Annotated in this window: 25 protein-coding genes and 1 tRNA gene; 4 read left to right on the plus strand and 22 right to left on the minus strand. The window is 54.9% G+C overall.

Going from position 1 to position 26336, the window contains the following annotated elements:
- Positions 1-29: 29 nt before the first annotated feature.
- Positions 30-2675 (minus strand): DNA polymerase I, encoded by a 2646-nt coding sequence (gene polA, locus HMPREF2854_RS00075; RefSeq protein ID WP_083309285.1) that lies wholly within the window; start codon positions 2673-2675, stop codon positions 30-32.
- A 145-nt stretch (positions 2676-2820) separates the two neighbouring features.
- On the opposite strand from polA, the gene HMPREF2854_RS00080 reads away from it, so the two are divergent.
- Positions 2821-3213: a PaaI family thioesterase gene (locus HMPREF2854_RS00080; protein WP_083309286.1), complete on the plus strand. Its 393-nt coding sequence runs from the start codon at positions 2821-2823 to the stop codon at positions 3211-3213.
- Positions 3214-3216: 3 nt separating this feature from the next.
- On the opposite strand, the gene HMPREF2854_RS00085 is transcribed toward HMPREF2854_RS00080, so the two are convergent.
- Entirely contained in the window at positions 3217-3807 is a 591-nt protein-coding gene (locus HMPREF2854_RS00085; RefSeq protein ID WP_070617380.1) for an ANTAR domain-containing response regulator, read from the minus strand.
- A 73-nt stretch (positions 3808-3880) separates the two neighbouring features.
- On the opposite strand from HMPREF2854_RS00085, the gene HMPREF2854_RS00090 reads away from it, so the two are divergent.
- Positions 3881-3954 (plus strand) — tRNA-Leu (locus HMPREF2854_RS00090).
- A 132-nt stretch (positions 3955-4086) separates the two neighbouring features.
- Here the strand turns inward: HMPREF2854_RS00090 and HMPREF2854_RS00095 are convergent.
- The 12 genes from HMPREF2854_RS00095 to HMPREF2854_RS00150 form a co-directional block, all read right to left on the minus strand.
- Entirely contained in the window at positions 4087-4290 is a 204-nt protein-coding gene (locus HMPREF2854_RS00095; RefSeq protein WP_034507798.1) for a hypothetical protein, read from the minus strand.
- 230 nt (positions 4291-4520) lie between these two features.
- Positions 4521-5960, minus strand: a complete 1440-nt coding sequence (pyk, locus tag HMPREF2854_RS00100) for a pyruvate kinase (protein WP_034507801.1) — start codon at positions 5958-5960, stop codon at positions 4521-4523.
- Between the two features lie 4 nt (positions 5961-5964).
- Entirely contained in the window at positions 5965-6822 is an 858-nt protein-coding gene (lgt, locus tag HMPREF2854_RS00105) for a prolipoprotein diacylglyceryl transferase (protein ID WP_070617382.1), read from the minus strand.
- A 46-nt stretch (positions 6823-6868) separates the two neighbouring features.
- Positions 6869-7735 (minus strand): indole-3-glycerol phosphate synthase TrpC, encoded by an 867-nt coding sequence (trpC, locus tag HMPREF2854_RS00110; protein WP_070617384.1) that lies wholly within the window; start codon positions 7733-7735, stop codon positions 6869-6871.
- A 133-nt stretch (positions 7736-7868) separates the two neighbouring features.
- A complete protein-coding gene (hisI, locus tag HMPREF2854_RS00115) occupies positions 7869-8237 on the minus strand; it encodes a phosphoribosyl-AMP cyclohydrolase (protein WP_070617387.1) in 369 nt (122 codons plus the stop codon).
- Positions 8238-8243: 6 nt separating this feature from the next.
- Complete coding sequence (hisF, locus tag HMPREF2854_RS00120) at positions 8244-9023, minus strand: imidazole glycerol phosphate synthase subunit HisF (protein ID WP_070617390.1); 780 nt, start codon at positions 9021-9023, stop codon at positions 8244-8246.
- A complete protein-coding gene (locus HMPREF2854_RS00125) occupies positions 9020-10024 on the minus strand; it encodes an FKBP-type peptidyl-prolyl cis-trans isomerase (protein ID WP_070617393.1) in 1005 nt (334 codons plus the stop codon). The genes hisF and HMPREF2854_RS00125 overlap by 4 nt, the downstream gene beginning before the upstream one ends.
- Positions 10021-11409: a proteasome accessory factor PafA2 family protein gene (locus tag HMPREF2854_RS00130; protein ID WP_070617397.1), complete on the minus strand. Its 1389-nt coding sequence runs from the start codon at positions 11407-11409 to the stop codon at positions 10021-10023. Before HMPREF2854_RS00130 ends, HMPREF2854_RS00125 begins: the two co-directional genes overlap by 4 nt.
- 21 nt (positions 11410-11430) lie before the next feature.
- Positions 11431-11604, minus strand: a complete 174-nt coding sequence (locus HMPREF2854_RS00135; protein WP_070617400.1) for a ubiquitin-like protein Pup — start codon at positions 11602-11604, stop codon at positions 11431-11433.
- A 2-nt stretch (positions 11605-11606) separates the two neighbouring features.
- The gene (gene dop, locus HMPREF2854_RS00140) at positions 11607-13163 is read right to left on the minus strand and encodes a depupylase/deamidase Dop (RefSeq protein ID WP_070617402.1); all 1557 of its coding nucleotides are present in this window, start codon (positions 13161-13163) and stop codon (positions 11607-11609) included.
- Complete coding sequence (gene arc, locus HMPREF2854_RS00145; protein WP_070617405.1) at positions 13156-14703, minus strand: proteasome ATPase; 1548 nt, start codon at positions 14701-14703, stop codon at positions 13156-13158. Before arc ends, dop begins: the two co-directional genes overlap by 8 nt.
- Positions 14703-15707 carry a tRNA (adenine-N1)-methyltransferase gene (locus HMPREF2854_RS00150; RefSeq protein WP_070617412.1) on the minus strand — a complete coding sequence of 335 codons (1005 nt, stop codon included), beginning with the start codon at positions 15705-15707 and terminating at the stop codon, positions 14703-14705. Before HMPREF2854_RS00150 ends, arc begins: the two co-directional genes overlap by 1 nt.
- Before the next feature lie 155 nt (positions 15708-15862).
- Between HMPREF2854_RS00150 and HMPREF2854_RS00155 the strand changes: the two genes are divergently transcribed.
- On the plus strand, positions 15863-16696 hold the full coding sequence (locus tag HMPREF2854_RS00155; RefSeq protein ID WP_070617414.1) for a RecB family exonuclease: 834 nt from the start codon (positions 15863-15865) through the stop codon (positions 16694-16696).
- 120 nt (positions 16697-16816) lie between these two features.
- Here HMPREF2854_RS00155 and HMPREF2854_RS00160 read toward each other — a convergent pair whose 3' ends face one another.
- Positions 16817-17671, minus strand: a complete 855-nt coding sequence (locus HMPREF2854_RS00160) for an undecaprenyl-diphosphate phosphatase (protein ID WP_070617416.1) — start codon at positions 17669-17671, stop codon at positions 16817-16819.
- Between the two features lie 45 nt (positions 17672-17716).
- Between HMPREF2854_RS00160 and HMPREF2854_RS00165 the strand changes: the two genes are divergently transcribed.
- Positions 17717-18688, plus strand: a complete 972-nt coding sequence (locus tag HMPREF2854_RS00165; RefSeq protein ID WP_070617420.1) for an aldo/keto reductase — start codon at positions 17717-17719, stop codon at positions 18686-18688.
- Here the strand turns inward: HMPREF2854_RS00165 and HMPREF2854_RS00170 are convergent.
- The 7 genes from HMPREF2854_RS00170 to HMPREF2854_RS00200 all read right to left on the minus strand — a co-directional run bounded on the left by HMPREF2854_RS00170 (position 18685) and on the right by HMPREF2854_RS00200 (position 25864).
- Complete coding sequence (locus HMPREF2854_RS00170; protein WP_070617422.1) at positions 18685-18993, minus strand: hypothetical protein; 309 nt, start codon at positions 18991-18993, stop codon at positions 18685-18687. The two genes, HMPREF2854_RS00165 and HMPREF2854_RS00170, sit on opposite strands and share 4 nt — an antisense overlap.
- Positions 18994-19002: 9 nt before the next feature.
- The gene (locus tag HMPREF2854_RS00175; RefSeq protein ID WP_070617426.1) at positions 19003-20919 is read right to left on the minus strand and encodes a M3 family metallopeptidase; all 1917 of its coding nucleotides are present in this window, start codon (positions 20917-20919) and stop codon (positions 19003-19005) included.
- On the minus strand, positions 20916-21980 hold the full coding sequence (locus HMPREF2854_RS00180; RefSeq protein WP_070617428.1) for a GNAT family N-acetyltransferase: 1065 nt from the start codon (positions 21978-21980) through the stop codon (positions 20916-20918). The genes HMPREF2854_RS00175 and HMPREF2854_RS00180 overlap by 4 nt, the downstream gene beginning before the upstream one ends.
- Before the next feature lie 2 nt (positions 21981-21982).
- Positions 21983-22675: a DsbA family oxidoreductase gene (locus HMPREF2854_RS00185; RefSeq protein WP_070617431.1), complete on the minus strand. Its 693-nt coding sequence runs from the start codon at positions 22673-22675 to the stop codon at positions 21983-21985.
- Positions 22676-22886: 211 nt separating this feature from the next.
- Complete coding sequence (locus HMPREF2854_RS00190) at positions 22887-23513, minus strand: LutC/YkgG family protein (protein WP_070617434.1); 627 nt, start codon at positions 23511-23513, stop codon at positions 22887-22889.
- Positions 23510-25075 (minus strand): LutB/LldF family L-lactate oxidation iron-sulfur protein, encoded by a 1566-nt coding sequence (locus HMPREF2854_RS00195; RefSeq protein WP_070617437.1) that lies wholly within the window; start codon positions 25073-25075, stop codon positions 23510-23512. Before HMPREF2854_RS00195 ends, HMPREF2854_RS00190 begins: the two co-directional genes overlap by 4 nt.
- Positions 25076-25864 (minus strand): (Fe-S)-binding protein, encoded by a 789-nt coding sequence (locus HMPREF2854_RS00200; RefSeq protein WP_070617440.1) that lies wholly within the window; start codon positions 25862-25864, stop codon positions 25076-25078. It lies immediately after the preceding gene.
- Positions 25865-26336: the final 472 nt, after the last annotated feature.

A 26336-nucleotide genomic window follows, 5' to 3' on the forward strand; every position in this document is an offset into this window, starting at 1 on the left:
AAACGCTCATTCGCGCCACATTTTTGGGACTAATGGCCGGCACTGCGCCAGTTATCGCCAATACCCATAGACACGTCCAGGGGCACATCCAAGGCAACCGCGTTAGACATCGCATGCTTCACGAGCTTTTGAATCTCGTCCTTCTCACTGTTCTTAATCTCAAGCACAAGTTCGTCATGCACCTGTAGTAGCACGCGTGAACTCAAACCCGATTCGGCTAGGGCACTATCAAGATGAATCATCGCAACCTTGATGATGTCAGCTGCAGATCCTTGAATTGGCGCGTTGAGCGCAGCGCGCTCGGCCATCTCTCTTCGCTGGCGGTTAGTCGAAGTGAGGTCCGGTAGGTAGCGACGCCTCCCAAACAGAGTGGTGGTATACCCCACCTTGCGAGCGTTCTCCACCAACCCTGCGAGGAAATCCTGTACTCCCCCAAAACGTTCGAAGTACTTATCGCGTAGCTCTCCGGCCTCGGCAACGCTGATGCCGAGTTGCTGGGACAGGCCATAGGAGGATAGGCCATAAGCTAAGCCGTAGGAAGTTGCCTTGATTCGGCTACGCAGATTCGAATCGACCTCATCAACGGGCACGTGGAACACCATGGCGGCCATGGTCTTGTGCAGATCCTCACCCGAGTTGAAAGCCTCGATCAATGCCGCGTCTTCAGACATGTGCGCCATGATGCGCATCTCGATCTGTGAATAATCTGCAGTGAGAAGGGCGTCGAAACCATCCGCCGGAACAAATGCCTCGCGAATCCGCAGTCCCTCTTCCGTACGGGCCGGAATGTTTTGCAAGTTCGGCTGGGTTGAGGACAGACGGCCCGTGGCGGCCTTCGTCTGCTCGAATGTGGTGTGAATGCGCCCATCGGACCTCACCGAACCGATCAGGCCGTCAACCGTTTGGCGCAGCTTAATCTTGTCGCGGTGCTCCAGCAGGTGTGCAAGGAAGGGATGCTCCGTTTGCAAGAACAGCTTTTCAAGAGCATCCGCGTTTGTGGTGTATCCCGTTTTAGTCTTCTTGGTCTTGGGCATATCCAATTCGTCAAACAGTACCGTTTGCAGTTGCTTTGGACTGGACAGGTTCACCTCGTGTCCAATCACCTCGTAAGCGGCATCGGCGGCGCGGCCCACCATGCTGTCAAGCTCATCTGACATCGCCCGCAAAGTGTCCATGTCCACACCAATGCCCACGTGTTCCATCTTCCACAACACGTTTTGCACCGGTAGCTCCATTTGCTGGAATAGCTCCCACGCGTCCTGCTTGTTCAGCTCTGCCCTCATTGGCGGTTCCAAATCGTACAGAGCTTGCGCAAGGATCACTTTCTGCGAATGATCGGTGAGCAAAGACAACTGCCCGTCAGACTCTTCGGCCGCAACAGTGCGGTCCAAATATCGTCGCGCTAGAGCCGGCAGCTCATAGCCTCGCTGGTCGGGGCGCAAAAGATAGGCGGCTAGCTCAGCCTCAAACCAAATATTTCCAAAGTCAATACCTCGCTGGCCAAACAGGTGACGCCACTTTTTTGCCTCGTGAGTAATCACGCGTGCCTTGCTAAACAAAGCTTGGAGTTCATTCGCAGCGGCCTCATCAAGATCAACTGGATCTACAACCAACGCCCTTCCAGGGGTGTACAGCACAAACACTTCGATATCGCTACCAGCCAGCGCCGGCAGCACCGCCAAGAGGTCACCCTCCTCTACCGGTTGTGCCCACGCTTCGATTCCAACCTGCGGATACGTTGATGTTTCAACCTGCACGGCCTCACTTGCCGATGGTGTGGGAGCCTTGTCCTGATCAGCTACATCTACAGCAAAAACTCGGGAGCGAAGCGTTGCGAACTCAAGGGAATCGAAGAGCTCCTCAACCCCATTGCGGTCAAACGGCTTACGTTCTAAATCCGAAAGCTCCACTGCCAAATCGACGTCACGAAGCAGTGCATTTAGGCGGCGATTACGACGCACATCTTCTAAGTGCTCGCGTAGCGCCTCGCCGCGCTTACCGCCGACCTTGTCCGCATTCTTGATCAGCTGATCAAGGCCGCCGAACTTCTTCAACCACTGTGCTGCCGTCTTATCACCCACACCGGGAACGCCCGACAGGTTGTCAGCCGACTCCCCCACCAGCGCGGCAATCTCCGGATACTGCGCCGGCACTACGCCGTACCGATCCGTCACCGCCTGCGGATCCATCAATCTCAAGTCAGACATTGAACGTCCCGGATAAATCACGAACGTAGAATCGGTGACCAACTGGAAGGTATCGCGGTCTCCAGATGCCAAATACGTCTCCATGCCCGCTTCTTCTGCCATTGAAGAAACCGTTGCGAGGACGTCATCGGCTTCTACGCCCTCTTTCACAACCACGGGGATGTCTAGCTTCTTAAGCACCTCTTGAATGAGCGGAACCTGGCTCTTAAACTCATCCGGCGTCTTCGCACGCCCCGCCTTATATTCGGGATATTCATCGGAGCGGAAAGACTTCTCAGCGGCATCAAAAGCTGCCAACACGTGCGTTGGTTCGTAGTCGGCAAGCATCTTCACAAGCATCGAAACGAAACCGTAGACCGCGTTAGTGTGCTGCCCCGTGCTCGTAATGAAAGATTCCACGGGAAGCGCGTAGAACGCGCGAAACGCCATCGAATGGCCATCTAGTACTAGAAGTCGTTTTTCACTCACGCCTTCAAGCCTAGAGCAGAGGGGCACAATTCACAGCACCTACGCTGTTGGCAAGACATAACCGAACGCCTATTACACCCCTCGGTACACGTGCAAGCCAGGAGGAACGTAAGGTGAGAACTAGTTATTTAAGAAAGGAACGACGGTGCCTCACTTCGATAAGCAGACCCTCATGGCTCGCACCGAGATGGAAGTTATCAAGCTCTCGTCTACAAACTGCGTGATTCGCATGCCGGTAGATGGCAACAGGCAAACAGCGGGTGTACTGCACGGGGGCGCGAGTGCTGCCTTAGCAGAAACTGCAGGCTCCTTAGCTTCACGTGAACATGCCCGCACTATTGGCGATGATTTCAGTGCCGTTGGCGTGGAACTATCCATCCAACATATTCGACCCGCTAAAGCCGGCTACGTTACCGCCGTGGCCACTGCGATCCATTTAGGGCGCACTCGCTGCGTACACCGGGTGGATATAACGGATGAGGGCGGCAGATTAATATCCACCGCCCTGATCTCAAACCAGATCATTAAGAAACCGTGAAGGCTACTCTCCCACCTGATCTACAACCGCGTCAGCAACTTCGCGCATAGAAAGGCGCCTATCCATAGACGTCTTTTGAATCCAGCGGAATGCCTCCGGCTCCGTCATCCCCATGCGCTCCATGAGCAATCCCTTAGCGCGGTCAACAACCTTACGCGTTTCGAAACGCTCGGTCAGATCGGCAATCTCATCTTCCATGGCGAGCATCTCAGCCTGCCTCGAAACGGCGATCTCCACAGCGGGAAGTAGATCCGTAGGCGAGAACGGTTTAACAACGTATGCCATCGCTCCTGCATCACGTGCGCGCTCAACAAGCTCAGCCTGCGAAAATGCGGTCAGCATGACCACGGCGCAAGAGAGCTCCTTCAAAATGCGCTCCGCTGCGGTAATGCCGTCCATCTTCGGCATCTTCACATCAAACACGCAAAGATCAGGTTCTAGTTCAAGCGCCTTCGCAACTGCATCCTCGCCATTATCTACCTCAGCAACTACGTCGTATCCAGCACCTTTAAGGGTTTCAACAATATCCAAGCGGATTAGAGCTTCGTCTTCAGCGACAACAACCCTGCGCGTTTTACGTTCAGTGTCACTCATAACATTCCTAAATTTTGGTCCAACTTAAAACTATGGCTATTCTAGACCTTGGTTCCGTTCAAACGGTAACAATGCCCCGGTGGCCCAACTGGCAGAGGCGGTCGACTCAAAATCGGCATGTTGTGGGTTCGAATCCCACCCGGGGTACTTTTTAATTTCTGATCCTCATCAGATGCGCAGTCATATAGAGAAAATGGGAGCTTGATAGCTCTTCATAATCTATCAAGCTCCCGTGAAAACACCTACAGAACCAGATGTTCTAATAGGCGCTGTCTTCCCTCATGCAACCTGGACAAGACTGATGCCAAGGTAATCAGCTGCCTGCTTACGCGTTGCCGGTACGGCCAACGCGTCAATAGCGCGCCTTACCTGCATCGAATCGACATCCTTAAACCATGGGCGCACAGCCTCTGCAATGTTCATCTCGCTAAGGTTGCGGGCCTGACGGCTTGTGTGCATGTCGTAAATGCTAAACATCTGCATAGCTATCTCCTTCCTACTATCCGGCCGGATATGCGCAACGGCAGCGCAGGTAATCCAGCCCCACAAAACTGAAATGCTTCATCCGCTAGGCGTCTGGGAAACCGGAGAAACCGGCCTGTAGCAAGTGCGCTACAACGCCTTAACCAATTACGGCGAATAATATAGTAAATCATATTAATGCCGGGGCTGCAAGTAGCAACCCCGGCATTAATATTCGAATGCGAACTGGACTAGATTCCGCCACCAATCGAATAATCGACGTCATCGCCAATCGTATGGATACGAAGCGAGTTAGTAGAACCCGGGGTGCCCGGCGGCATACCAGCCACGATCACCAGCACGTCGCCCACGTCAGCCAACTGCGAAAGCCGCAGGACCTGGTCGACCTGCCACACCATGTCATCCGTATGCTTCACTTCCGGTACACGATAAGTTTGAATACCCCAGGACAGGGCCAACTGGTTACGCGTGGTTTCAAGCGGGGTGAACGCCAGCATCGGGATCGGCGAACGCAAACGCGACATCTGCCGCGCTGTTGAACCCGACTGGGTGAAGTTCACGAGGAACTTAACATCCAAACGCTCACCAATCTGCGCAGCTGCCTGGGTCAAGACCGAAGAGTTCGCAACGTTAAACGCGCCGATCGGAGCAATACGCTCACCGCCGTTCTCCTCAACGTTTTCAATAATGCGGTCCATTGTGCGAACGGCCTCAATCGGGTAGGCGCCAATCGACGTCTCACCAGAAAGCATTACCGCGTCAGCCCCGTCCAAAATCGCGTTAGCACAGTCAGATGCCTCAGCACGCGTTGGCCTCGGATTCTTAATCATTGAATCCATCACCTGGGTTGCAACAATAGCCGGCTTCGCGCGGCGGCGAGCAAGCTCAATCGCACGCTTTTGTACCAGCGGGACCGTCTCGAGCGGCACCTCAACGCCCAAGTCGCCACGGGCGACCATGATGCCGTCAAATGCTTCCACGATCTCAAGCAGATGCTCAACGGCCTGCGGCTTCTCAATCTTGGCAATTACCGGGCGGTAAATACCAACCTCTTCCATGACCGCGTGAACATCGTTAATGTCCTTGGCGTCACGCACAAACGACAGGGCAATAAAATCGGCACCAATGTTAAGCGCCCAGCGAAGATCTTCCTCATCCTTTTCCGTCAGTGCGGGCACCGAAACAGCCACACCCGGAAGGTTAATGCCCTTGTTGTTCGAAACATTACCGGGAACCTCAACGCGAGTCTTCACGTCAGTATCAGTTACCTCAATAACACGAACCGCCACGTTGCCGTCGTCAATCAACAGACGATCACCGGGGCGGCAGTCACCTGGAAGTCCTGCAAACGTGGTTGACACCAATTCCTTGGTTCCCGGCACGTCGCGGGTGGTGATGGTGAAAGTATCACCCACGTTCAAGTAGTGCGGGCCATCCTCAAAACGTCCCAAACGGATCTTCGGGCCCTGCAAGTCAACCAGCACGGCGATCGCACGGCCTGAAGCGCGCGCAGCCTTCCTCACATGCTTAATAACTGCTTCGTGGCCCTCTACATCGCCATGGCTCCTGTTAATACGAGCCACATCCATGCCGGCATCTACCAAGGCTTGAATCTGATCAGGACTCTCTGTTGCCGGGCCAATAGTGCAAACAATCTTAGCTCTACGCATATAACTACTCTACGTTCTCCTCAGTGCGTTCGGGAGCTTCCACGCGAGTCGATGCTCCCCGTTTACCCGCTATTAAGAATCCAACAATCCCAATAATAATGATTACGAGTGCCGACCAGGCATTCAAACGCATACCTAAGAAAATCTTCGCGGGATCAATCCGAAGATTCTCAATCCAGAATCTGCCAATCGCGTACAGGCTCATATACAGGAAGATCAGCTGACCGCCCTTAAACTTAAACCTTTTATCAAGGGCAATAATGACGAAGGCCATCGAGAGGTTCCAGATAACCTCGTACAAGAAAGTCGGGTGGAACAACGTGCCAGACGCATACCCAGCGGGCAGATGCCGATCGTCAATCTCCAAACCCCACGGCAGCGTCGTAGCTTTGCCGAATAGCTCCTGGTTAAACCAGTTACCGAACCGCCCCATTGCCTGAGCAATAAGTAACGTAGGCGCCACCGCATCCGCAAACGGTCCCATACGCTGGCCCGCGCGATGAAGAGCAATTGCAGAACCGATCACGCCGCCAATAACGGCGCCCATGATCGCTATTCCGCCTTCCCAAATTCGGAAGATCTCAAGCCACTGTCCGTTAGGACCAAAATACTTGTACGGCGAAGTAATCACGTGGTACAGCCGAGCACCCACAATCCCAAACGGGATTGCCCATAGGGCCACGTCGTAAACCAGTTCTGGATTCCCACCGCGTTCCTCGTAACGCTTCTTGGTTAGCAAAACCGCTACCACCATTGCGCAGGCGATAATAATTCCATACGCACGAAGAGGAACCGGCCCCAAATACCAAACGCCCTGAGGCGGTGATGGTATTGAAACCGGGAGCAGGGAAATAACACTCATGGATACAAGTTTATCCAGAACCTACTGCGATACGTAGTTGAGAAACTCAGTGCGCTTGGTAAAGCAGGGCCTGACGCTCGTGAATTCCCTGCTGAATGCGCTTTTTGCGATCTGCAAGTAGCGCCGGGTGTTGAGCTGCCGAAACCATTTCGGCCACCAAAGCGCGCGGGTCACTAGCTGAAACTAAAGACTTTCCAACCAGGACCGAATCTGCTCCTGCCCTCGCATACACGAACACATCCCGCGGATCACGAACGCCAGACTGAGCAACCGCGATCACATCGGAGGGGATCACATCAACGATCTCATCAAAATTCGAGCGGTCAATCTTCAGATTGTGCAGATTGCGCGCATTGACACCAATCGCCTTCGCACCCGCATCCAGGGCCCGTACCGCCTCAACCCGCGAATCTACTTCCACCAGGGCAGACATTCCCAAAGACTCGATGCGTTCTATGAATCCTCGCAAATGAGGCTGATCCAATAGAGCCGCGAAAAGGAGCACCATGTCGGCACCGTAGGCCCGAGATTCGTGAATCTGATACGGCGAAATAATGTAATCTTTGCGCAGTATTGGCAGGTCAATAGCGCGCCTTACAGCCTGCAAATCTGCCAACGAACCATCGAAATGACGGTTCTCTGTGACGCAAGCAACCATGGTTGCTCCCCCATCAACGTACTGGCGCGCCAATGCACCAGCATCCGGGATCGGAGCAATATAACCATCGCGTAAATTGCGACGCTTGATCTCCGCCATAATCGTTACCGCGCCAGGACCTTTGAGGGCACCAAGAGCATCACGTGGCGACGGGGCTTTCAAGGCGCGGCGCTTCATCTCATCCAAACTGACGCGCTGCTCGCGATGGGCAAGCTCTGCCCGCACATCCGCAAGCACAGAGTTCAGGACGCTCATGGTCTCCTCCTTCCCACCAAGAGTGTCGCAAACCGTGGCGCCGATCACCAAATCCGTTCACCTAGCAGACACCGACTTGACTACAAAAGCGGACAGGACCGAAGCCCTGCCCGCTCTTGCTTAAACGTGAGTTCTAACCCTGGATGGCCGGTAAGGTGCCTCCCTCAAGGAAGCATGATCGCTTACCCGTATGGCACGCGGCGCCCACTTGATCGACCTCCACCAGGAGGGCATCGCCATCGCAATCGAGACTAACCCGCTTTACAAACTGGAAATGCCCAGAGGTGTCTCCCTTGCGCCAGTACTCGCCCCTAGAGCGAGACCAGAACGTAACCCGCCCCTCCGTCATTGTACGATGCAAAGCCTCGTCGTTCATCCACCCGACCATGAGGACTTCCCGGGTATCAAACTGCTGAATAACCGCGGCAAATAAACCGTTCTCGTCTCGTTTCAATCTTGCTTTGATAGCAGGATCGAGCTGCGATTGCGATGGTGCCTTCACTTGTCCCTAGAACTTTCCTGAAACTTTGAAACCGGCATCGGCCAAGGCGCTCTTTACCTGCGCAATCGAGACCTTGCCGAAGTGGAACACCGACGCTGCCAGAACCGCGTTAGCACCCGCGCGTGCGGCCTCCACGAAGTGCTCCACTTCGCCGGCACCACCTGAAGCGGTGATCGGCACGTCCACGGCCTCACGAATCGCGCGCAGCAAATCCAGATCAAACCCGGTCTGCACACCGTCTGCGTCCATTGAGGTCAGAAGGATTTCACCAACACCTCGAGCCGCGGCGTCCTTCGCCCAACCCACAGCATCGATTCCGGTGGACTTTGAACCACCATGTGTAGTTACCTCATAGCCAGACGGGGTAGAAACACCGTCCGCGCAGCGGCGCGCATCCAAAGCCAAAATGACCTTCTCGGTGCCAAAACGCTGCGCCAGTTCATCCAATACATCCGGACGATCAATCGCTGCAGAATTGACCGAAACCTTATCCACTCCCGCTTCAAACAGACGCTGAGCGTCCTCCACATTGCGAATACCCCCACCCACAGCGAATGGGATTGAAACAAGACCCGCAACTTTGGCAACTAAATCGACCATCGTGTCACGGCCCTCAGTTGTAGCCGAGATATCAAGGAACGTAAGCTCATCGGCGCCCGCATCAACATACGCCGACGCAAGCTGCGCGGGGTCACCAGCGTCCTTCAGATGAACGAAGTTAACGCCCTTCACCACGCGCCCGTTCTTAACATCCAGACAAGGAATAACTTTAATGAAGTCGTTCATGAGGTGACCTCCTCTGATTCGGTAGTTGACGGCGTCAGTGTACCGCCTTCACGCTGCGCCGCGATAATGTCGATCACCATAGTTACAGTACCGTCCCCCAACGCCATCTCGGATGGAATGGTCAGAGCAAGACGCGAGCCCACCCGCTGATCGGTTAGTGCAACCCGCACCCCGGGCATGGCTTCGGCTAAATTAATGGCTTTTGGGATGCCTTTCCACCAGGTTGAATCTTGCACCACGGAATCGGTCCAGTTAGCACGCACAAATTGAACCAAAACACTGTCCGTATTTTTAACCTGAATTCCGTCGCCGCGTACCAGCATTTGGACTTTCAAATCATCCGGCGGATCACCCGGATCGTGTGAGATGTTTGGACCGGTGTCGGTCATTGTCACCTTGAGAGGACCGCCCTGTTCCTCTACCACTTCACCGGACGCGGCCGAATGGAGCACGTCCACCACATTCACTTCCGTTCCCAGCTCACCGCCGCGTGAAACGGGCCGGACAAAAAGTACTCGTGAGCCCTCCGGCTTGCCCACAACGCCAGCCAAGAGTGCCTCGTCGAAAGAATCTGGCGAAGCCAGTCCAACCTGGACCGATGGGTGGCTCGATTGATCCACCGCTCTTCCCGTTGCACCATCGAATGACCAGATCGCGACGATAAGCGGTGAATCAGCAGTGATTTCCCGTCCCGATCCCTGTTCCAACAGCTCTACCTTTTCCGAAGAGACCGATACTGAACCGGATATAGAAAGTGTTGGGATGCGCCCAACCGTTCCTGACACCTGAATCTTGTCGCGCCACGTCTGTGCGGGCTGAGCGTCTTCATCGGTCCGGTAATGCTGCACGATGAAAATGGTTAACGCGATCACTAGCAGAACAAGAACGCCCAGTGCCTCACGCCAATAACGCAAGATGCGCCGATGTAGCTTATTGCGCTGCTGCATACGGGACGGTAGATGCTTCGAAGGTGCTGCTTTTTCAGCTTGGTCTTTACTCATGCGAAACTCGCTAACCCGGTGTCCTGCTCGGCGATCAACTCCAAAATCCTATCCGCGTCCCTATCGGCAACCGCGAACGGATCGGATAAAACCACGTGAGGTGCGCGGTGGTCATCCAAGCGCAAGTGAAGCCAGTCCGCCCCAAGCTGTCGTTTAGCGTCCTCGGCGGCCGCAATCACCTGGCCGCGAATATGTGCGCGTGTAGTTTCGGGAGGAACCGACATCGCTTTTCGCACTTCGCTGGGATCGGTAAGACGAACCATCTGGCCCGATTCCTCCAACCGCCTGCGAAAATCCGCTGTGATGTCGTGGTAAGCAAGCTCTAGGCGCGCCACTCGTGGATCATCCAGGCCACAGTTGGAACGCTCAATAAACCGTGTGAATAGGCGCTCCTTTATGGCCCAATCCAGTTCCGTTGCTACGCTGCTGTGATCGCCGGACTCCACCGCATCGAGCGCGCGATCCCACAGGTCCAGCATTCGCAAAGTAAGCGGGGAGGCATCCGCCGTATCAACCACCGCAAGGGCCCTGCGCTTCAGTTCCCGCTGAAGCTGGGCCACACTCATCCTTGTTCCGTCAACCAGCTCCACCTCGATATTCGAGCCCAGCTGGAAGTCAATCTGGCTGATCACCTTCATCGGATCTTTGAGTGCTAAATCGGCGATACGCACGCCCGCCTCAACCGCGGACAAAATGAGGTGGGTCATCACTACTTTTACCGCGGTTGAACACTCCGCAACATTCGTATCACCCACGATCACGTGCATTCTGCGGTATTCGCCGGGGTTAGCAAGTGGCTCGTCTCGCGTATTAATAATCGGGCGAGAATTAGTAGTAGCTGCAGAAACCGGGTCATCCATAAACCGCGCACGCGGTGAATACCCTAGCCGCGGCACTCCATCGCGATGCACGTGACCAGCACCCGTCACAATCTGCCTCGTCACGAAAAACGACACCAATGCATCGGCCACATCCCTAAAGTTGCGATTACGGCGAAGCAGATAATTCTCATGGCAGCCAAACGAGTTGCCCGCGGCGTCCTCATTCGTAGAAAACAAATGAATGCGTCCACCCCTCCCCCGCTGCTCAAGAACCCCGTTTGCTACATCGGCAAACTCGGCGAACAGGGATTCACCCGCGCGCACCTGCAAAAGTAGGTCTTCAACCCGGTCGCACTCCGCCGTGGCGAACTCCGGATGCGCGCCCACATCCAAATACAGTCTGCCTCCATTGCGCCAAAACACATTTGTTGACCGCCCCGCCTTAATCAGCGGTTCAAACAGGAGATGCGCGGCCTCCTCGGCAGACAGCGGAGCATCACCGCTTCCCGTTGGAGCGCAGGTAATGCCGTACTCGGTCTCGATCCCAAAAATTCTACGATTCAAAACAGCTCCAGCCGACCCGGCCTACTCGCCACCTTTTTGTACAAAACCCTGCACGAACTTCTGCGCATCCGTTTCCAAAACCGAATCGATCTCATCCAAAAGGTCGTCAATGCTAGTGCCCTGAGCCTGCACCTGACCAGCCTCCTGAATCTCATCCTCATTATTGCCGCCCGCTGGCGCGAACTTCTGTGCCATGATTACACCTTCCCACCATCAAATAAACTAATAAAAGCCCGCGCGCCCTCATGTAACGCACGGATAAAATCCTCACCGCCAGCCTGATTTGGATCTGGCAACGGGATCCGTACCAAACGATCCTGGCCTGCCTGATCTACCACCAGCGACGTCCACGAAGCCTTCACAACCTCTGGAATCAAACTAATCGCTTTGCCGCGAACCCAAGCGCGGGTATTACGCGGAGGCTCAACCAAAGCACGCGCCACGTCATGAGGGGAAAATAGCCGTCGTACGCGGCCCGCCCGATCCAAAGCAGCCACCAGTGACCTTCCCGGACGCAAATCCGCCCACTGTAAATCCATCGCGCGAAGGCGCGGATCGTCCCACGTGGTGCCTAAGCGTTCCATCTGTCGTTCAAACAAGAGGTACTTCGCAACCCACTCAACGTCAGTAGCTACACTTTCCAAATCCGTTTCCAGGCCATCCAGAATGCGTTCCCATTCCCTGCAAATGGCCTCGTCTCCCTCATCTAGCTGAAGATGAGAGCGCACGAAATCTAAATACTTGCGTTGCAACTGTGGCGCAGTCACCGCCTCGCCCGACTTCAAACGAATCAACCGGGTCATCGAAACATCGTGAGAAACATCCCACGCTGTCTGCACGTCATCTTGATCCAGTGCAAGCGAATCGATGGTGAGGTCAAGATCGCCCTCGAGTGCGCGCAAAACCAACGACGTAGTGCCCAGGCGCAAATACGTTGAAACGTCGAACTGATTCGCGTCTCCATTAATGACGTGGAAACGACGGAACTGGTGATGATCGGCGTGCGGCTCATCGCGAGTATTCACAATCGGACGGTTGAACGTGGTCTCAAGACCAACCGAATTCTCAACAAAATCTGCACGGGCAGAAATCTGGAAACCAGGCTTTTGTGAATGCTGGCCCAGGCCCACGCGTCCCGCTCCGCAAATCACCGGGCGCGTCACCAAGAAAGGAATCATGGCGCGCGTAATGTCATCAAAATCAACGTCGCGGCTCACCTGATAGTTCTCATGAGTGCCGTATGCCGCGCCCTTGCCATCCGTGTTGTTCTTATACAAAACCAGGTCCGTACCCGCCTGCGCGCACACCTCCATCACGCGAGTTGCCAGTAGGTCACCCGCCCTGTCATAAAGCACCGCATCCAACGCAGAGGCAGTTTCTGGACTCGAATACTCCGGGTGCGCATGATCCACATAAAACCGCGCGCCGTTTGAGAGCACCACGGAAGTTGCACGCTGCATAAAGCGTTCATACTCGCCCGGACGATCCTCAAAGCTCACGCCTGCCGGCGGCGCTAACCGGTAGGGATCGTCCGTAAGCATCGAAGGGTGCGCCGCCGCCCTCTCCAATCGGTATCCGCGCGCATCATTTAGCGGATCCTCACCGGAATAATCCCAACGCACCACCTCGCCAATAGATATCGAAGCGGCGTATTCCTCAACAGCAGTAGCTGAAAGCACCACCGGATTAGCGCCCGGATCATTCGCATCCGTTATCCCAAACTCGGTTTCTGTACCTAAAACCCGGTCAGTCATTCGCTACCTCCCTCGCTTGAAGCGAACGCACCGCAACCACGTCATCACCACGCAAGCCTGTAATTCTCGCCCACTCTCGCGGCGTGTTAGTTGCCGCCAAATCCGTGGTCTCCATCAGCTCTTCCGCGAATGCTCGCTGCAGGTGCTCTGGCGTGAGCCCCGGGCGTCCGTGTATCGCGTCCTTAACGGCAAACTTTTTTGCGCGCTCAACTATAGATGCAATCATCGCGCCAGATACCAGATCTGAAGCGTATACGACCCTTGGCTCCCCATTAGCGAGGGAAAGCTTAAACAGAGCCGTCTGTCCACTATTCTCATAGAGCGCATCTACCAGCTGTTCCGTCAAATGCTGAGTTGCCTCTTCTCGCGAACCGAACCGGCTGAGCGTGGACTTTGAATAGGGCAGATCCGGAACCAAATACTTTGCAAAGACATCGAGCGCTCCGGCGCGATTGGGACGATCAATCCGGATGCGAACATCCAACCTACCGGGACGCAACACCGCGGGATCAATCATGTCCTCACGGTTCGACGCGCCAATAACAATGACGTTATCGAGTGCCTCCAAGCCATCCATCTCCGCCAAGAGTTGCGGCACAATCATCGTCTCAACATCGGATGATATTCCCGAGCCACGCGTGCGGAACAGCGCCTCCATCTCGTCAAAGAAAATCACCACCGGAACATTCTCAGAAGCGAGCTGGCGGGCCCGACCAAAAATCGCACGAATATGGCGTTCGGTTTCACCCACGTACTTGTTTAGGACCTCGGGACCCTTAATCGAGAGGAAGTACGGCTGGCCAGTAGCCCCTGCCAAGGAGCTTGCCACTGCCTTCGCAATCAGCGTTTTACCGCATCCGGGAGGCCCGTACAAAAGAACACCTTTGGGGGCGCGCAGACCGTATTCGCGATACAAATCCGGATTCTTAAACGGCAATTCGACGGCGTCACGCACCTTCAAGATCTGTTCATCAAGGCCGCCGATATCGTCGTAGGTAACGCCCGGAATCTCGGGTTGCAACAACTGCTCCACATCGGAGCGCACAACCTTTTCCAACGCCATGTGTGCCTTCGTATCAACGAGTAACGAATCACCTGGCCGGATTCCCCCGTGTCGCAAAGAACCGGCAAGCAACACCATCTGAAGTACGCCCGCATCGGCGCTGACCAGCGCCCTATCCGCCCCCACTAGCTGTACCACCGAAGCCATCTGCCCTACCCGAGCGGTGGACAGCGGCGCGGACACGATCATGTTCTCACTCACCCGAACGCTCTGCCCCACCCGCAGACCAAGTAGATCCACCGAACTTGCAACCGACAACCACATTATTCTGCCGCCGAGGGAGACTTCGGCCTCGCGCGCCTGAGAATCGATCGACAACACTGTGCCCACCTGCGCAGGTGGTTTACTAGCCGCTTCGATCTGGGCGCGCATCGAAGCAATCTCTTCGCGCGCAACCATGAGAGTGCCCTTGAGTCGTTCATTAGCGCTGCGCAGCTCGGTGATTTCGACCTTCAAATCCTCAGGTGAATACGACACTAAACGTTTTCTCCATCCTCATCGTGAGCCAGCCAAACCCTCGTTTTCCCCGCCACATCTCGAATAGAGCGACGCACCTTTTTTGGCGAAACAACGGGGTTTAACTCGCCGTTTTCTTCCCACGCAGTCTCTTCGTCCCACTGGCCCGCCAGCCCCTCGGCAGCCTTAGCCGGGCGTCCAGCGCGGCGCTGCGGAACTGAAGCACGCTCCACCTTACGGGTGGTCATCAAGAACCCGGTGTGTGCCACCATGCGATGTTCTGGCCGCACCGCCAACCCATCCAAATGCCAATCACGGATTGCAGACTCCCACGCCTGCGGCCTGGTAAACCTTCCAAAAGTATTTAAATCCTCGCGCATTCGAGACAATTGCGTCACCGTAGCCACATACACCGTCAATACGCCACCAGGAGCCAGAACGTGTTCCACCGCATCAATGCATTCCCACGGGGCCAACATGTCAAGCACCACGCGATCTGTTGACTCCGCGGGTAAACTCATCGCAACATCAGCGAAATCACCAACCGAAACCTGCCACGAAGGATGGCGTCCGCCGAACCAAAGATCCACATTGCCCTGCGCTATCTTCGCGAAATCCTCCCGCCGTTCAATCGAATGCAACGAACCTGTAGATCCCACAGCTTGAAGCAGCGACATTGAAAGAGCACCAGATCCAACCCCCGCCTCCAGCACGCGAGCACCGGGGAAGATATCGCCAAACGCTACGATCTGCGCCGCGTCTTTGGGGTACACAATGGCGGCGCCGCGAGGCATTGACATTACGTAGTCGGCCAGAAGAGGGCGCACGACCTGAAACTCACGCTCCCCGTCATACATGGTCACAGCTTCCGGTTGACCAATGATGTCGTCGTGGTGCAATGAGCCTCGCGAGGTCTGAAAATATCCACCAGGGGTCAGCATCACCGTATGCAACCGGCCCTTTGGGTCTGTAATCTGAACAAATTCGCCCGCCTGTAGCGGACCACGGCGAGACGCCATGCCCATCGGGTGGGCCACTTGGCTTGGAATCGGATACTCAAGGGAAGAAGTCACATGCACAGTCTAGTTGGCACGAGCGGTCATCTTCGAGTTCACTCCCTTTTGCTCCGCCCCCTGGCGACACCACAAACATTGTCTTCCCATCGCGATACGGTATACACATGAGCGAGACAAGCAAACGCCGCAAAGCACTATCTGCAACCTCCACCAAGACATGGTTGCAATGCCCCATGAAATTCAGGCTCACGCAAGTGGACGGTTTCAAAGAACCACCCTCACCAGCCACCACTCGGGGGACGCTTGTGCATGCTGTGCTTGAAGACCTGTTTGATCTTCCTGCGGAGCAACGCACCGCCGAAACGGCAAGCGAAATGATTGGGCCGCTGTATGAAAAAACCATGGCTCAAGACGAGCAGTTCTTATCCTTGTTCGAAGACGACGTTCTACTGGATAAGTGGAAAGAGGAAGTCCGCGCGCTCGTGCGTCAGTACTTCGCCATGGAAAATCCTACGCGCCTGGAGCCTTATGCACGCGAAAGGTTTGTTCGCGTGGAAATTACCGAACAGATTGCCATTCACGGTTTTATTGACCGCATCGATAAGGCGCCCAATGGAGCTATCCGTGTCGTAGATTACAAAACCGGCAAATCGCCGCAAAAGCGCTTCGAAGAAGACATGCTTTTCCAAATGCGGTTCTACTCGCTGCTTCTTCGCAACACAGACCTAGGTCTGCCCGCCCGTACTCAACTCGTTTTCCTTGGGGACGGACGCACCCTCACGCTAGATCCAACGCCCGAATCAATAGAAGCGTTTGAACACCAACTCGTTAGCATCTGGCAAGACATCGAAACCGCGGCTCACCGAAAACTATTTCCACCCAAAAAACAGGTCCTTTGTAACTGGTGTGGCGTGCAAAATCTCTGTCCTCTCTATTCATCTAATCCACCTGAGATATCGGAAGAAGGACTGGAAAGACTACTTGAAATTAAGGGGTAAAAGCACCCGCCTGCATTAACTCTTCAGATGTCATGACCTAATAGGTTGTGGCCAGGTGATTCCTCACCTGGCCACAACGTTAGAACCCAACAGCGCGTCAAGGTTTTGGGAATTAACCCGTCACATCACGGCCGTACCCATCGGGCTCAAAATCCCTCCCGCAAGCAAAACACCAATCACGATTGCAATCACAATTCGGTAAATGACGAACGGCTGGTAAGACTTAGTTGAAACGAGCTTCAAGAACCAAACGATAACCGCGTAACCAACACCAAACGCAATCAGCGTAGCAACAACCGTTTGCCCCACATCCACGCTATTGCCACCAACAGCTACCCGGTAAACCTTGTACAACCCGGACGCGAACACCGCCGGCATTGCAAGCAGAAACGAGTAGCGAGCGGCTGCCTCGCGCGTATACCCCAACAAACGACCCATCGTGATTGTTCCACCCGAACGCGATACGCCCGGTATCAGCGCCAGTGCCTGCGCAAAACCGTACAAAATCGCATCCGACCACCGCATCTTGTCAAGCGTCATTCGTTGTGGCATCCACTTATCGGCCGCGCCAAGGAACACGGCAAACACAGCGAGCATCGTCACCGTGATCCACAGATTTCGAAATGATGTATCAATCCAGTCTTCCAAAAGCAGGCCAAGAAGCGCGATGGGGATTGAACCGACAATGATCATCCAGCCTAAACGCACATCCGAGTCTCCCGCGGATATACGGCGCTGCGCACCAACCCAGGGCATCGAGCCAAACCACTTCTTGATGATGCGGACAATGTCCTTCCAAAAGAAAATCAGTACGGCTGTTTCCGTGCCGAGCTGTGTGATTGCAGTGAAGGCTGCTCCTGGATCATCCATGCCAAGTAACTCGCCCACAATACGCAAATGTGCCGATGAAGAGACCGGCAAGAACTCCGTAAGCCCCTGCACCAGTCCTAAAATTATTGCTTCAAGCCAGTTCATAGTTTCAAACACTATCTTATAACAACGTGCGCTACTGTATGAGACATGCGACATCGACTAGGTAACACCGGCCTGAAAGTATCCCCCGTTGGAATCGGTACACTCACCTGGGGGCGCGACACCACAGTCACTGAAGCTGAAAACATCTGGAATACCGCGGTTGAAGCAGGCATAAACCTAATCGACACCTCACCCACATATGGCGAAGGAGGCGCGGAATCCACAGTTGGAACGGTACTTGAAGCCACCGGTACCGCGCGTGACGACGTAGTCATTGTTACCAAAGGCGGCTACATCCCCTCCGAAACTCGCTTTCGCTACTCCGCCTCGAAGAGCGCAATTCTTAGTTCTATCGACCGCTCGCTTGAGGCACTGAAAACCGACTATATCGACGTTTATCTCATTGCCCGGCCCGACTCTGAGACACCATTCGAGGAAAGCCTCGAAGCGCTGAGTATGGCGCTGCGCTCCGGAGCAATCCGCTACATCGGAGTATCCAACTTCAGCACGTGGGACACGGCCAAAGCGCACTTTCTTGCCAAGGAGTTTGGCACAAAACTAGCTACCGTCAGCGCAGAATACTCCCTGCTGCAACGCGGAGTAGAACGAGAACTCCTGCCCGGCCTGCGCAGGGAAAACATCGGGTTCGTTGCTTGGTCAGCGCTGGCGCGCGGCGTCCTCACCGGAAAATACCGCCACACTACTCCACCAGATTCCCGTGCGGCCTCGCCAATTCTCTCCGGATTCGTGCAGCCCTACCTCAGCAATGAATACAGCGCGATAACCGAAGCTGTCCTGGCCGCAGCCTCCGGACTCGACGTATCTGCAACCACCGTGGCGCTCGCATGGCTCACCAGCCAACCAGGTGTCACCACAGCTCTAGTAGGCCCGCGTAGCGAACTTCAAGCTAAACAAATAGCTGAGGGAATGCAGTTCGCACTCCCCCAGCCAATAATTGATGCACTTAACGAAGTATCCACGCTCAGGCGCGGCTACCCCGAAACGGAAGGGATCTAATCGTCCTCGTCATCTAGATCAACAAAATCTAGATCATCCTCATCAGACGCATCGTCTTCGTCATCGTAATAGTCGTCGAAATCGTCATCGTCGTCATCAAAATCTGAATCGACAATGTCAAACGGCAAATCGACCCCGTAGTTGTTGAACAACACGTCGTCATACGTGAAGAAAGCATCGCGCAGGCGCGCCTCAGCGGCCTCAACAATGCTCGAGTCGGCCATGTCGGCCGCACGCGCAGCCTGAGCGTGCGCTTCGAACGCTGCGATAAGACGATTCAGTGCGTCTGTCGGATTCATACCCATGCTTATACTCTACAGGCCTCGACGAGAAAGAATAGCCTTAGCCGAAGCTTCGTGACCGATCAATTCCCAAAATGATTCGCGCGGATCACGCGAGGAGCCACGCGACAAGATCGCGTCCGTAATCTGGCGACCTGCTTGACGGTTCAAACCTCCGTCGCCGTCGATGGCGGCCACGGTGCGGAACCAGTTCTCACACTCAGCAACCAGGGCCTCCGCCCACATGTACGAGTAGTAGCCAGCGTCGTATCCCACCGTGAAAGCGTGCGGGAAATAGGTAGAACGATAGCGCGGCGGAATCAGATCAGAAGCAACACCAGCCTTTTCAAGTGCCTCGGCCTCAAACTGAGCAACGTCCTCATCTTCGCTAATTTCGGAGGAATACCAGGCCTGATCCAGTAGCGCTGAAGCGCAGAACTCTACGGTTGCGTGAGCCTGCCCGAAAGTCTTTGAATCACGAAGCTGGGCGCGCATCTGCTCTGGCATGACCTCGCCGGTCTCGAAGTGACGCGCGAAATTTTCGATAACCGTCGGGTTGTAAGCCCACATCTCATTCAACTGGCTGGGGAGCTCCACAAAGTCACGCGGCACAGCCGTGCCCGCAGTCGAAGCGTAGCGAGTCTTCGACAAGAAACCGTGCAGGGCATGGCCGAACTCGTGGAACAGGGTCTCAACCTCATCCCACACCAGGAACTTCGGACCATCCTCCACCGGCTCAAAATTCGCGCAGTTGATAATAATCGACTCGTAGTCGGTTGCTAAGTAGCCCTGCACCAGCGAGTCCATCCAGGCTCCGCCGCTCTTACCTGCACGCGTAAACGGATCGATCAGGAATATACCGAGCGACTTGCCAGCTTCATCCTCAATCTCATAGACACGCATCGACGGATCCCAACCGGATAAGTCAGTGCGGCGCTTTGCACTCACACCGTAAATCTTATTGGCCGCGAAGAACACGCCGTTTTCCAGCACATTCCACATCTCCAGATAAGGCTTTAACGCCTGCGAGGACAGACCGAGAACGTCGGCCTTCTGCTTCTCCTGGTAGTAGAGCCAATCCGAAGCCGTGAAACGCTCCAAGCCGTCGGCCTGCGCGCAGCGGGTAAGCTCCTCTTCATCGCCCTTGGAGGCCTGGACAGCCGCCTTTGATACGTCGGAGAGCAGCTGGTAAACCGCGTTGGTGGAGGGAGCCATTTCCGTCTCCAGCACAACTTCGGCATGGTTGTTGAAACCTAGAAGCTTAGCTCGCGCATTACGCTGCCTCGCCATCTCAGTCACAATACCCCGAGTGTCAAACTCGCCGCCAAAGCCGCGCTCCATCGACTTTGCCAACAGCTGGGCGCGGGCAGTCGGATCATCCAACTGGGCAAGCGCAAGCTGGTTCGTGAAGTTGTTCAGCGTATATTCTCGGCCGGCAACATTCACAGGCGTTGCTAGCATCTTCGAGACAATCTGGCCGTACCTTGTTGCAAGCTGTGAGATCTTCAGATCAGCTTCTTCAAGCGCCTTGCGTCCATTCGCGTCAAGGTCAATACCGCCAAGCCTGAACTCCTTAATCTGCTCACTGACCATATAAGCCGACTCTTCGTCCAGGTTCTGCTTCGAAAGCTCTACGAACTTCGCGTACAGCGCCTCATTGGTCATCATCCACGTCTGGAGCTTGGTTAGCGGCTCATCAAGCTTTTCTTCCAGAGCGTCAAAGTCGGGACCTCCAACCGCGCTGATAAGCGTGTACACAGGGCCAATAGCACAGTCGAACTCAAATTCCGCCTCGTCAAATGGGTTTAGAAAGTCTTCGATCGAAGCGGGCGCTTCCTCCAACGCGGTTATCGTAGCGCGATACGTGTCGATAGCTTCAAACGCTACACGTTCACACTCAGCGGCGTTGTATTTACTGAAATCAGGAAGCACCTTTTCGATTTTGCTCATTTATCATCTTCGCTTTCTAGTCCGAGAACGCGGGCAATATTCGGATTGAAGAAGCCGGGGCCCTTCAAGACCTTTCCATCTTCACGGTAAATCGGTTTACCATCAGCGCCTAATTTGGACATATTCGAGGCCTGAACTTCACGCAACACCTCATCAAGGTCAATGCCGCACTCCAACGCCATACCGTAGGCAACATACACGAGGTCAGCCAAGGCATCCGCAACCTCAATCGTGTCGCGAGTGCCGTCATCCGCCTCACGCGCGGCGGTTACGGCTCGTCCAATGATCTGGCCTGCCTCGCCTCCGTAGAGGGCGGTCGTTAGTTCCGTGAACTCTTCGGACACGAGGCTCATGCGCATATGTACGCGCTCCGTGTCAGCAGTAGGCTTCTCGCCAAGCTTGACGGGTAAGCCGTAGACCTCATGGAACTGACGCACCAGAGCCTGCGGTCGTCGCGGGTCATACGGGCGCTTGGCGACAGGCAGATCGCAATGATCAGAAAGATCAAAGTAGTGCGGCAGGTTGGGATCACAAGCCGGCTCCATGGATTCGCCGCGCAGAAGGCTCGCCGCCCACATATCGACCACACGACCATTTCGTTCCCTTACGCGTCGCTCAACACCCTCAAAGATGAAACCGAGCTTCCACGCTAGTCTCCATGAAGCGTCATTACCCACGTGTGCATGCCACACGATCTTATCGACGCGGGATCCTTCAAATACGTGTTGGATTGCTAACCGCGCTGCCTCGGAAATATAACCCTTCCCGCGTGCAGCCGCACTGGCCCAGTAGCCAAGCTTCAACGAACGTTGCGCCTCATTGTAATCTTCGAGTCCAACACAACCCACCAGGTCAGAATCGGCCCACACCAGCCACGTCGCATTAGGCTCCTCAAGTTGCCTGGAAGTATTAATCCACCACTTTGCATCCTCTAGCGAATATGGTTGCGGAACCGTGGTGTACTTTGCGATAAGAGGATCATCTAAAACCTCTGCCAACTGCTGCGCGTCAGCAGCTTGGGGCCTGCGCAGCACAACCTTTTTACCTTCTAAAACGTTCATCTCTACTCTCCCACCGGGATATCTGGGTTCGAGTGATTCCATGCGGCCTTCAAAGCGTTCTCAAAGGCGATACGCGGCTGGGCTCCCTCCATCATCAACGCCTTATCGAAAATGTATACCGGCACCGCGCCGATGCCCATCTGCACACCAATCTGGAAATCAGAAAATACCTCTCCCGCGCTATCTTGCGATTCGAGCGTGGCGAGCACGCGGTCTCCAGGAATATCGAAATCACGAGCGATTGCGATTAAAGACTCCGGATTAGACACGTCCATGCCGAGCTGGAAGCGGGCACGCTGCAGCGCCTCATGCACCTTCAGCTCCAATGTGTCACTACCCACCGTCGTGTCGCGCTCCATGTCAATCTCACGGGCCAGACCAACCAAACGATGCGCTGACGTTGTGGGAGCGACCTTCACGCCCTCCCAATCAATATCAATACCGTCCTTGCGGGCAAGTTCCGTAAGTGAAGACAGCACCTGATCCACTTCCGCCCGGGACATTCCTTTTGTCCGCGCTAAATAATCGGTTTCTGACTCATCCAGCGTCTGATTCAGCTCCGGCTGCAAGAGGTAGGCATGCAGACGTACAGAGACTTCCTCCTTGCGCTCAAAGGTCGAAAGAGCCTGCCGCAAATGCCGCACCCCTAGATAACACCAGGGGCATGCAATATCTGTCCAAACGTCGATGTGCATACACAAAACCCTTTCTATAGATTCAGGGCTACCCTCCTGCCCTATTGCACGGGTCAATGCCGCAAGGGCACCGCGTGAGACAACAGAAAGAAAACGCCTGTCAAGCACCACCAATAATACCCGGGCAGACCGTGCCCGCGAGATACAAGTGGGCTCCCCGAAGGCCGGGCCCTGCGCGAACCTAACTTTCGGGGAGCGTTAGCGCTTAAGGCTAGTCTTCTACCAGCACAATCCGAAGATTGCGGGGGCCGTGCACGCCATCGACACGCACAAGCTCAATATCCGAAGTCGCCGAGGGACCAGCAATCCACGTGGTAGGGCGCGTTGGATTCTTGGCCAGCACAGCCACAGCCTCGGGTAGCGTGGCCTTAATCGCATCACTGCGAAGCACGATCACGTGCGTATCCGGCACGAGGGTGATAGCGCGGCGTCCCTGATCTGCGGTGCCATCCAAAATAATGGTTCCCGAGTTAGCCACCGCCACTCGGGAGGCAGTTACAACCGCATCGGTCTTATCCAGTTCCTCATTTGTGAGGGCCGGATCATCCACCTTCACTTCACGACCATCTCGGCCAGCTGCTTCCACCCATTCCTGAGGTAGACCGGCAGGAACCACAACGCTGTGCGTATCAGCCAAGAACTGCTCAATCGCGTCCTCAATGCCATCTTCGTTTACACGCTTAACCTGCGCCGTGTAATCGACTAGGGCATCAACCATCTCATCAACAACCTCAGACCGCGGGGCGTCACTACCGAAACGGTAATCGCGCGGGATTTGCGCAGCATCAATGCTACCTGCGGCGCGGATACGCCTAAAAATTTCACTTTTTGCGCTCACTTGCCTTCTCCTTCATTCTTGCCTTCGGCTTCCCACCAGTCTCTAAATGACTGTGCTGGTGGTGCGGGCACGTCACGGGTACGAGTCCAATCCTTCACCACCGGGAACGGCAGGAAGCCAATCTTGCGATCAGGTCCGGCTACAACGCGACCAGCGTTAGCGGCCTTTCCACCCATCTCCATGCCCTTACCAGAAGACATGACCTTCGAGCTCACCTTCATAGCCACATCCCACTTATCAGGTATGCCGCCCCGATTAGCTTCGGTGTACTTGTGGCGCAAATGCACCAAAATGTCGGGAATGTTGATCTTCACAGGGCACACATCAAAGCATGCGCCGCACAGTGACGACGCAAACGGCAAAGATGCAGCCGGATCCCTGCGATCCTTCGCATTGAGCAGCTGCGGCGTCAAGATCGCACCAATCGGACCTGGATATACCGAGTTGTAAGCATGTCCACCAGCGACCCGGTACACGGGGCAAATATTCATGCACGCCGCGCAACGAATGCATTTGAGGACTTCACGACCAACCTCGTCTTGAAGCACATTAGTGCGGCCGTTATCCATCAAGATAATGTGGAATTCCTGCGGGCCATCGCCTTCGGTTACACCGGTCCAGAATGAGGTATACGGATTCATGCGCTCACCGGTAGCCGAGCGTGGAAGCAGCTGGGAGATCACCTCAATGTCTTGGTACGAGGGAACCAGCTTCTCAATGCCCATCACTGTCACCAGTGTCTCCGGCAGGGTGAGGCACATGCGGCCGTTGCCCTCGGATTCATAGATTGCAACCGTGCCGGTCTCCGCAACACCAATATTCGCACCGGAGATAGCGACCTTGGCCGAAAGGAACTTCTTGCGCAGATGCGCACGAGCAGCCATTGCGAGCACACGCGGCTCATGTGTCAGGTTGTCTGGCACGTCCTCCATCCGCTTTTCGAAGATAGCTTTCACTTCAGCACGGTTGCGGTGAATAGCAGGCACGACAACGTGAGACGGCATGTCTTCAGACAGCTGCACGATCATTTCTGCCAGGTCCGTCTCCCACGCCTGAATACCTCTTTCGCCCAGGTACTCATTCAAGTTGATCTCCTGCGTTGCCATGGACTTAACCTTGACAACCTCGTCAACCTGCTTCGATTTGACGATCTCGTACACAATCCGATTCGCTTCAGCAGCGTCACGGGCCCAGTGCACGATACCTCCGCGCGCCGTTACGTTCTTTTCAAACTCTTCGAGCAGCTCCGTCCAGTTTGCCGCCACATTGCGCTTGATATTCGAGGCCGACTCACGCAAGTCCTCCCAATCGGGCATCTCCGAAACGCGCACATTTCGCTTAGTACGGATCTTTCCAGTTGCGTACCCAAGATTGCGACGCATTTGCGTATTGCGTAGCGTCTCTTTTGAGCCGTCAGTAAAGCTCTTTCCCCAGCGCAACGGATCCTGCGGTAGCGGGTGTCCCGGTACCCAACCCAGCTCCTGCTCTACAACATCATTCTTAGACCATTCAGCCGGGTTCAGACCCAACTTCGACCCAAGCTGTTCAATCTTGTCAAACATCTAGGCACCTACCTTCGTGTTCGTAGCGGGAGCAATCCACGGATCTTCCTGACTACCGGCCAAAACCTCCGCAAGATGCATGGCGCGAATACCTGAACGAGTTCGAGAAAGTCCGCCGGCGATATTCATCAGGCACGAATAGTCTCCAGCAACAAGGATCTCTGCGCCGGTGGATTTGATGTTGCTCATCTTGTCTGCAAGCATTGCGGACGAAACCTCCGGGTTCTTGACCGAGAAAGTTCCGCCAAAGCCGCAGCAGACATCGGCTTCTGGTAGTGGAATGTACTCGATGCCCTCAACCGCCTTGAGCAGCTGGAGCGGGCGATCCCCCACCTTGGTAATCCGCAGCGAGTGGCACGTCGAATGATAGGTGACGCGGTGCGGGAAATACGCGCCCACATCAGTGGTGCCAAGCACGTCTACGAGGAGCTCAGTCAGGTCATACGTGCGCTCAGCAATCTGTTCAGCCTTGCGCGCCAAACCTTCATGGCCCAGCTCGCGCGCCACCATTGCCTGTTGGTGACGAATGGAACCAGTGCAAGACGAAGATGGAACAACTATCGCATCCCACGTCCCGTCAAGAACGGGTGCGAACGTACGAACGTGGTTCTCAATAAGAGGCAACGCCTCCGGGTAGTAGCCCGTATTGATATGCATTTGTCCACAGCACGCCTGGTTCTTTGGGAAGACCACCTGATGCCCAAGACGCCTGAGCAAATGAACTGTTGCCTGCGCGGCCTGCGGGAACATCGCGTCATTGATGCAGGTTGCGAAGATCGCGACTTTCATTAAGGATTCCTTTCTTTAACTTGCGATAAGGAATCCGAGGATTCCATTGGAAGAGAGAACGTTAGTGAGTCGTAGGTAGCGAAAAAGCTCCTAGCGCAACAAAGAAAAAGATAAGTGGGAGGAGGCTGACCAGGGCAGTCATCGTCAGTGACCCAGCGATCGCAGTGATAGACGGGATAAAAGTTCCCGCCAGTGGCATAAGCATGGAGCAAAACCTCGTTGTTGATCAAAGTTGCATCTCAACTTATCTGACATCGGAGTTTTCTCAGAAACCGCCTCGTAGGACCGGCGACAATGCGCTATAAGTCAATGAAAGCAGCATTAGTTATCAGCGGCAGCCGTGGGGCGATTTTCAAACCGATGGCGTTCTCAAATGCCGGTTTGTACTAACGACACCTTTAACAGACCCGCTCACACGCTTACTTTTACCGGTGTTGCCGAGGAGCGCGAACACACCAATTCATTCGGATAG

The sequence above is a fragment of the Actinomyces sp. HMSC075B09 genome (assembly GCF_001812395.1).
Lineage (GTDB): Bacteria > Actinomycetota > Actinomycetes > Actinomycetales > Actinomycetaceae > Gleimia > Gleimia europaea.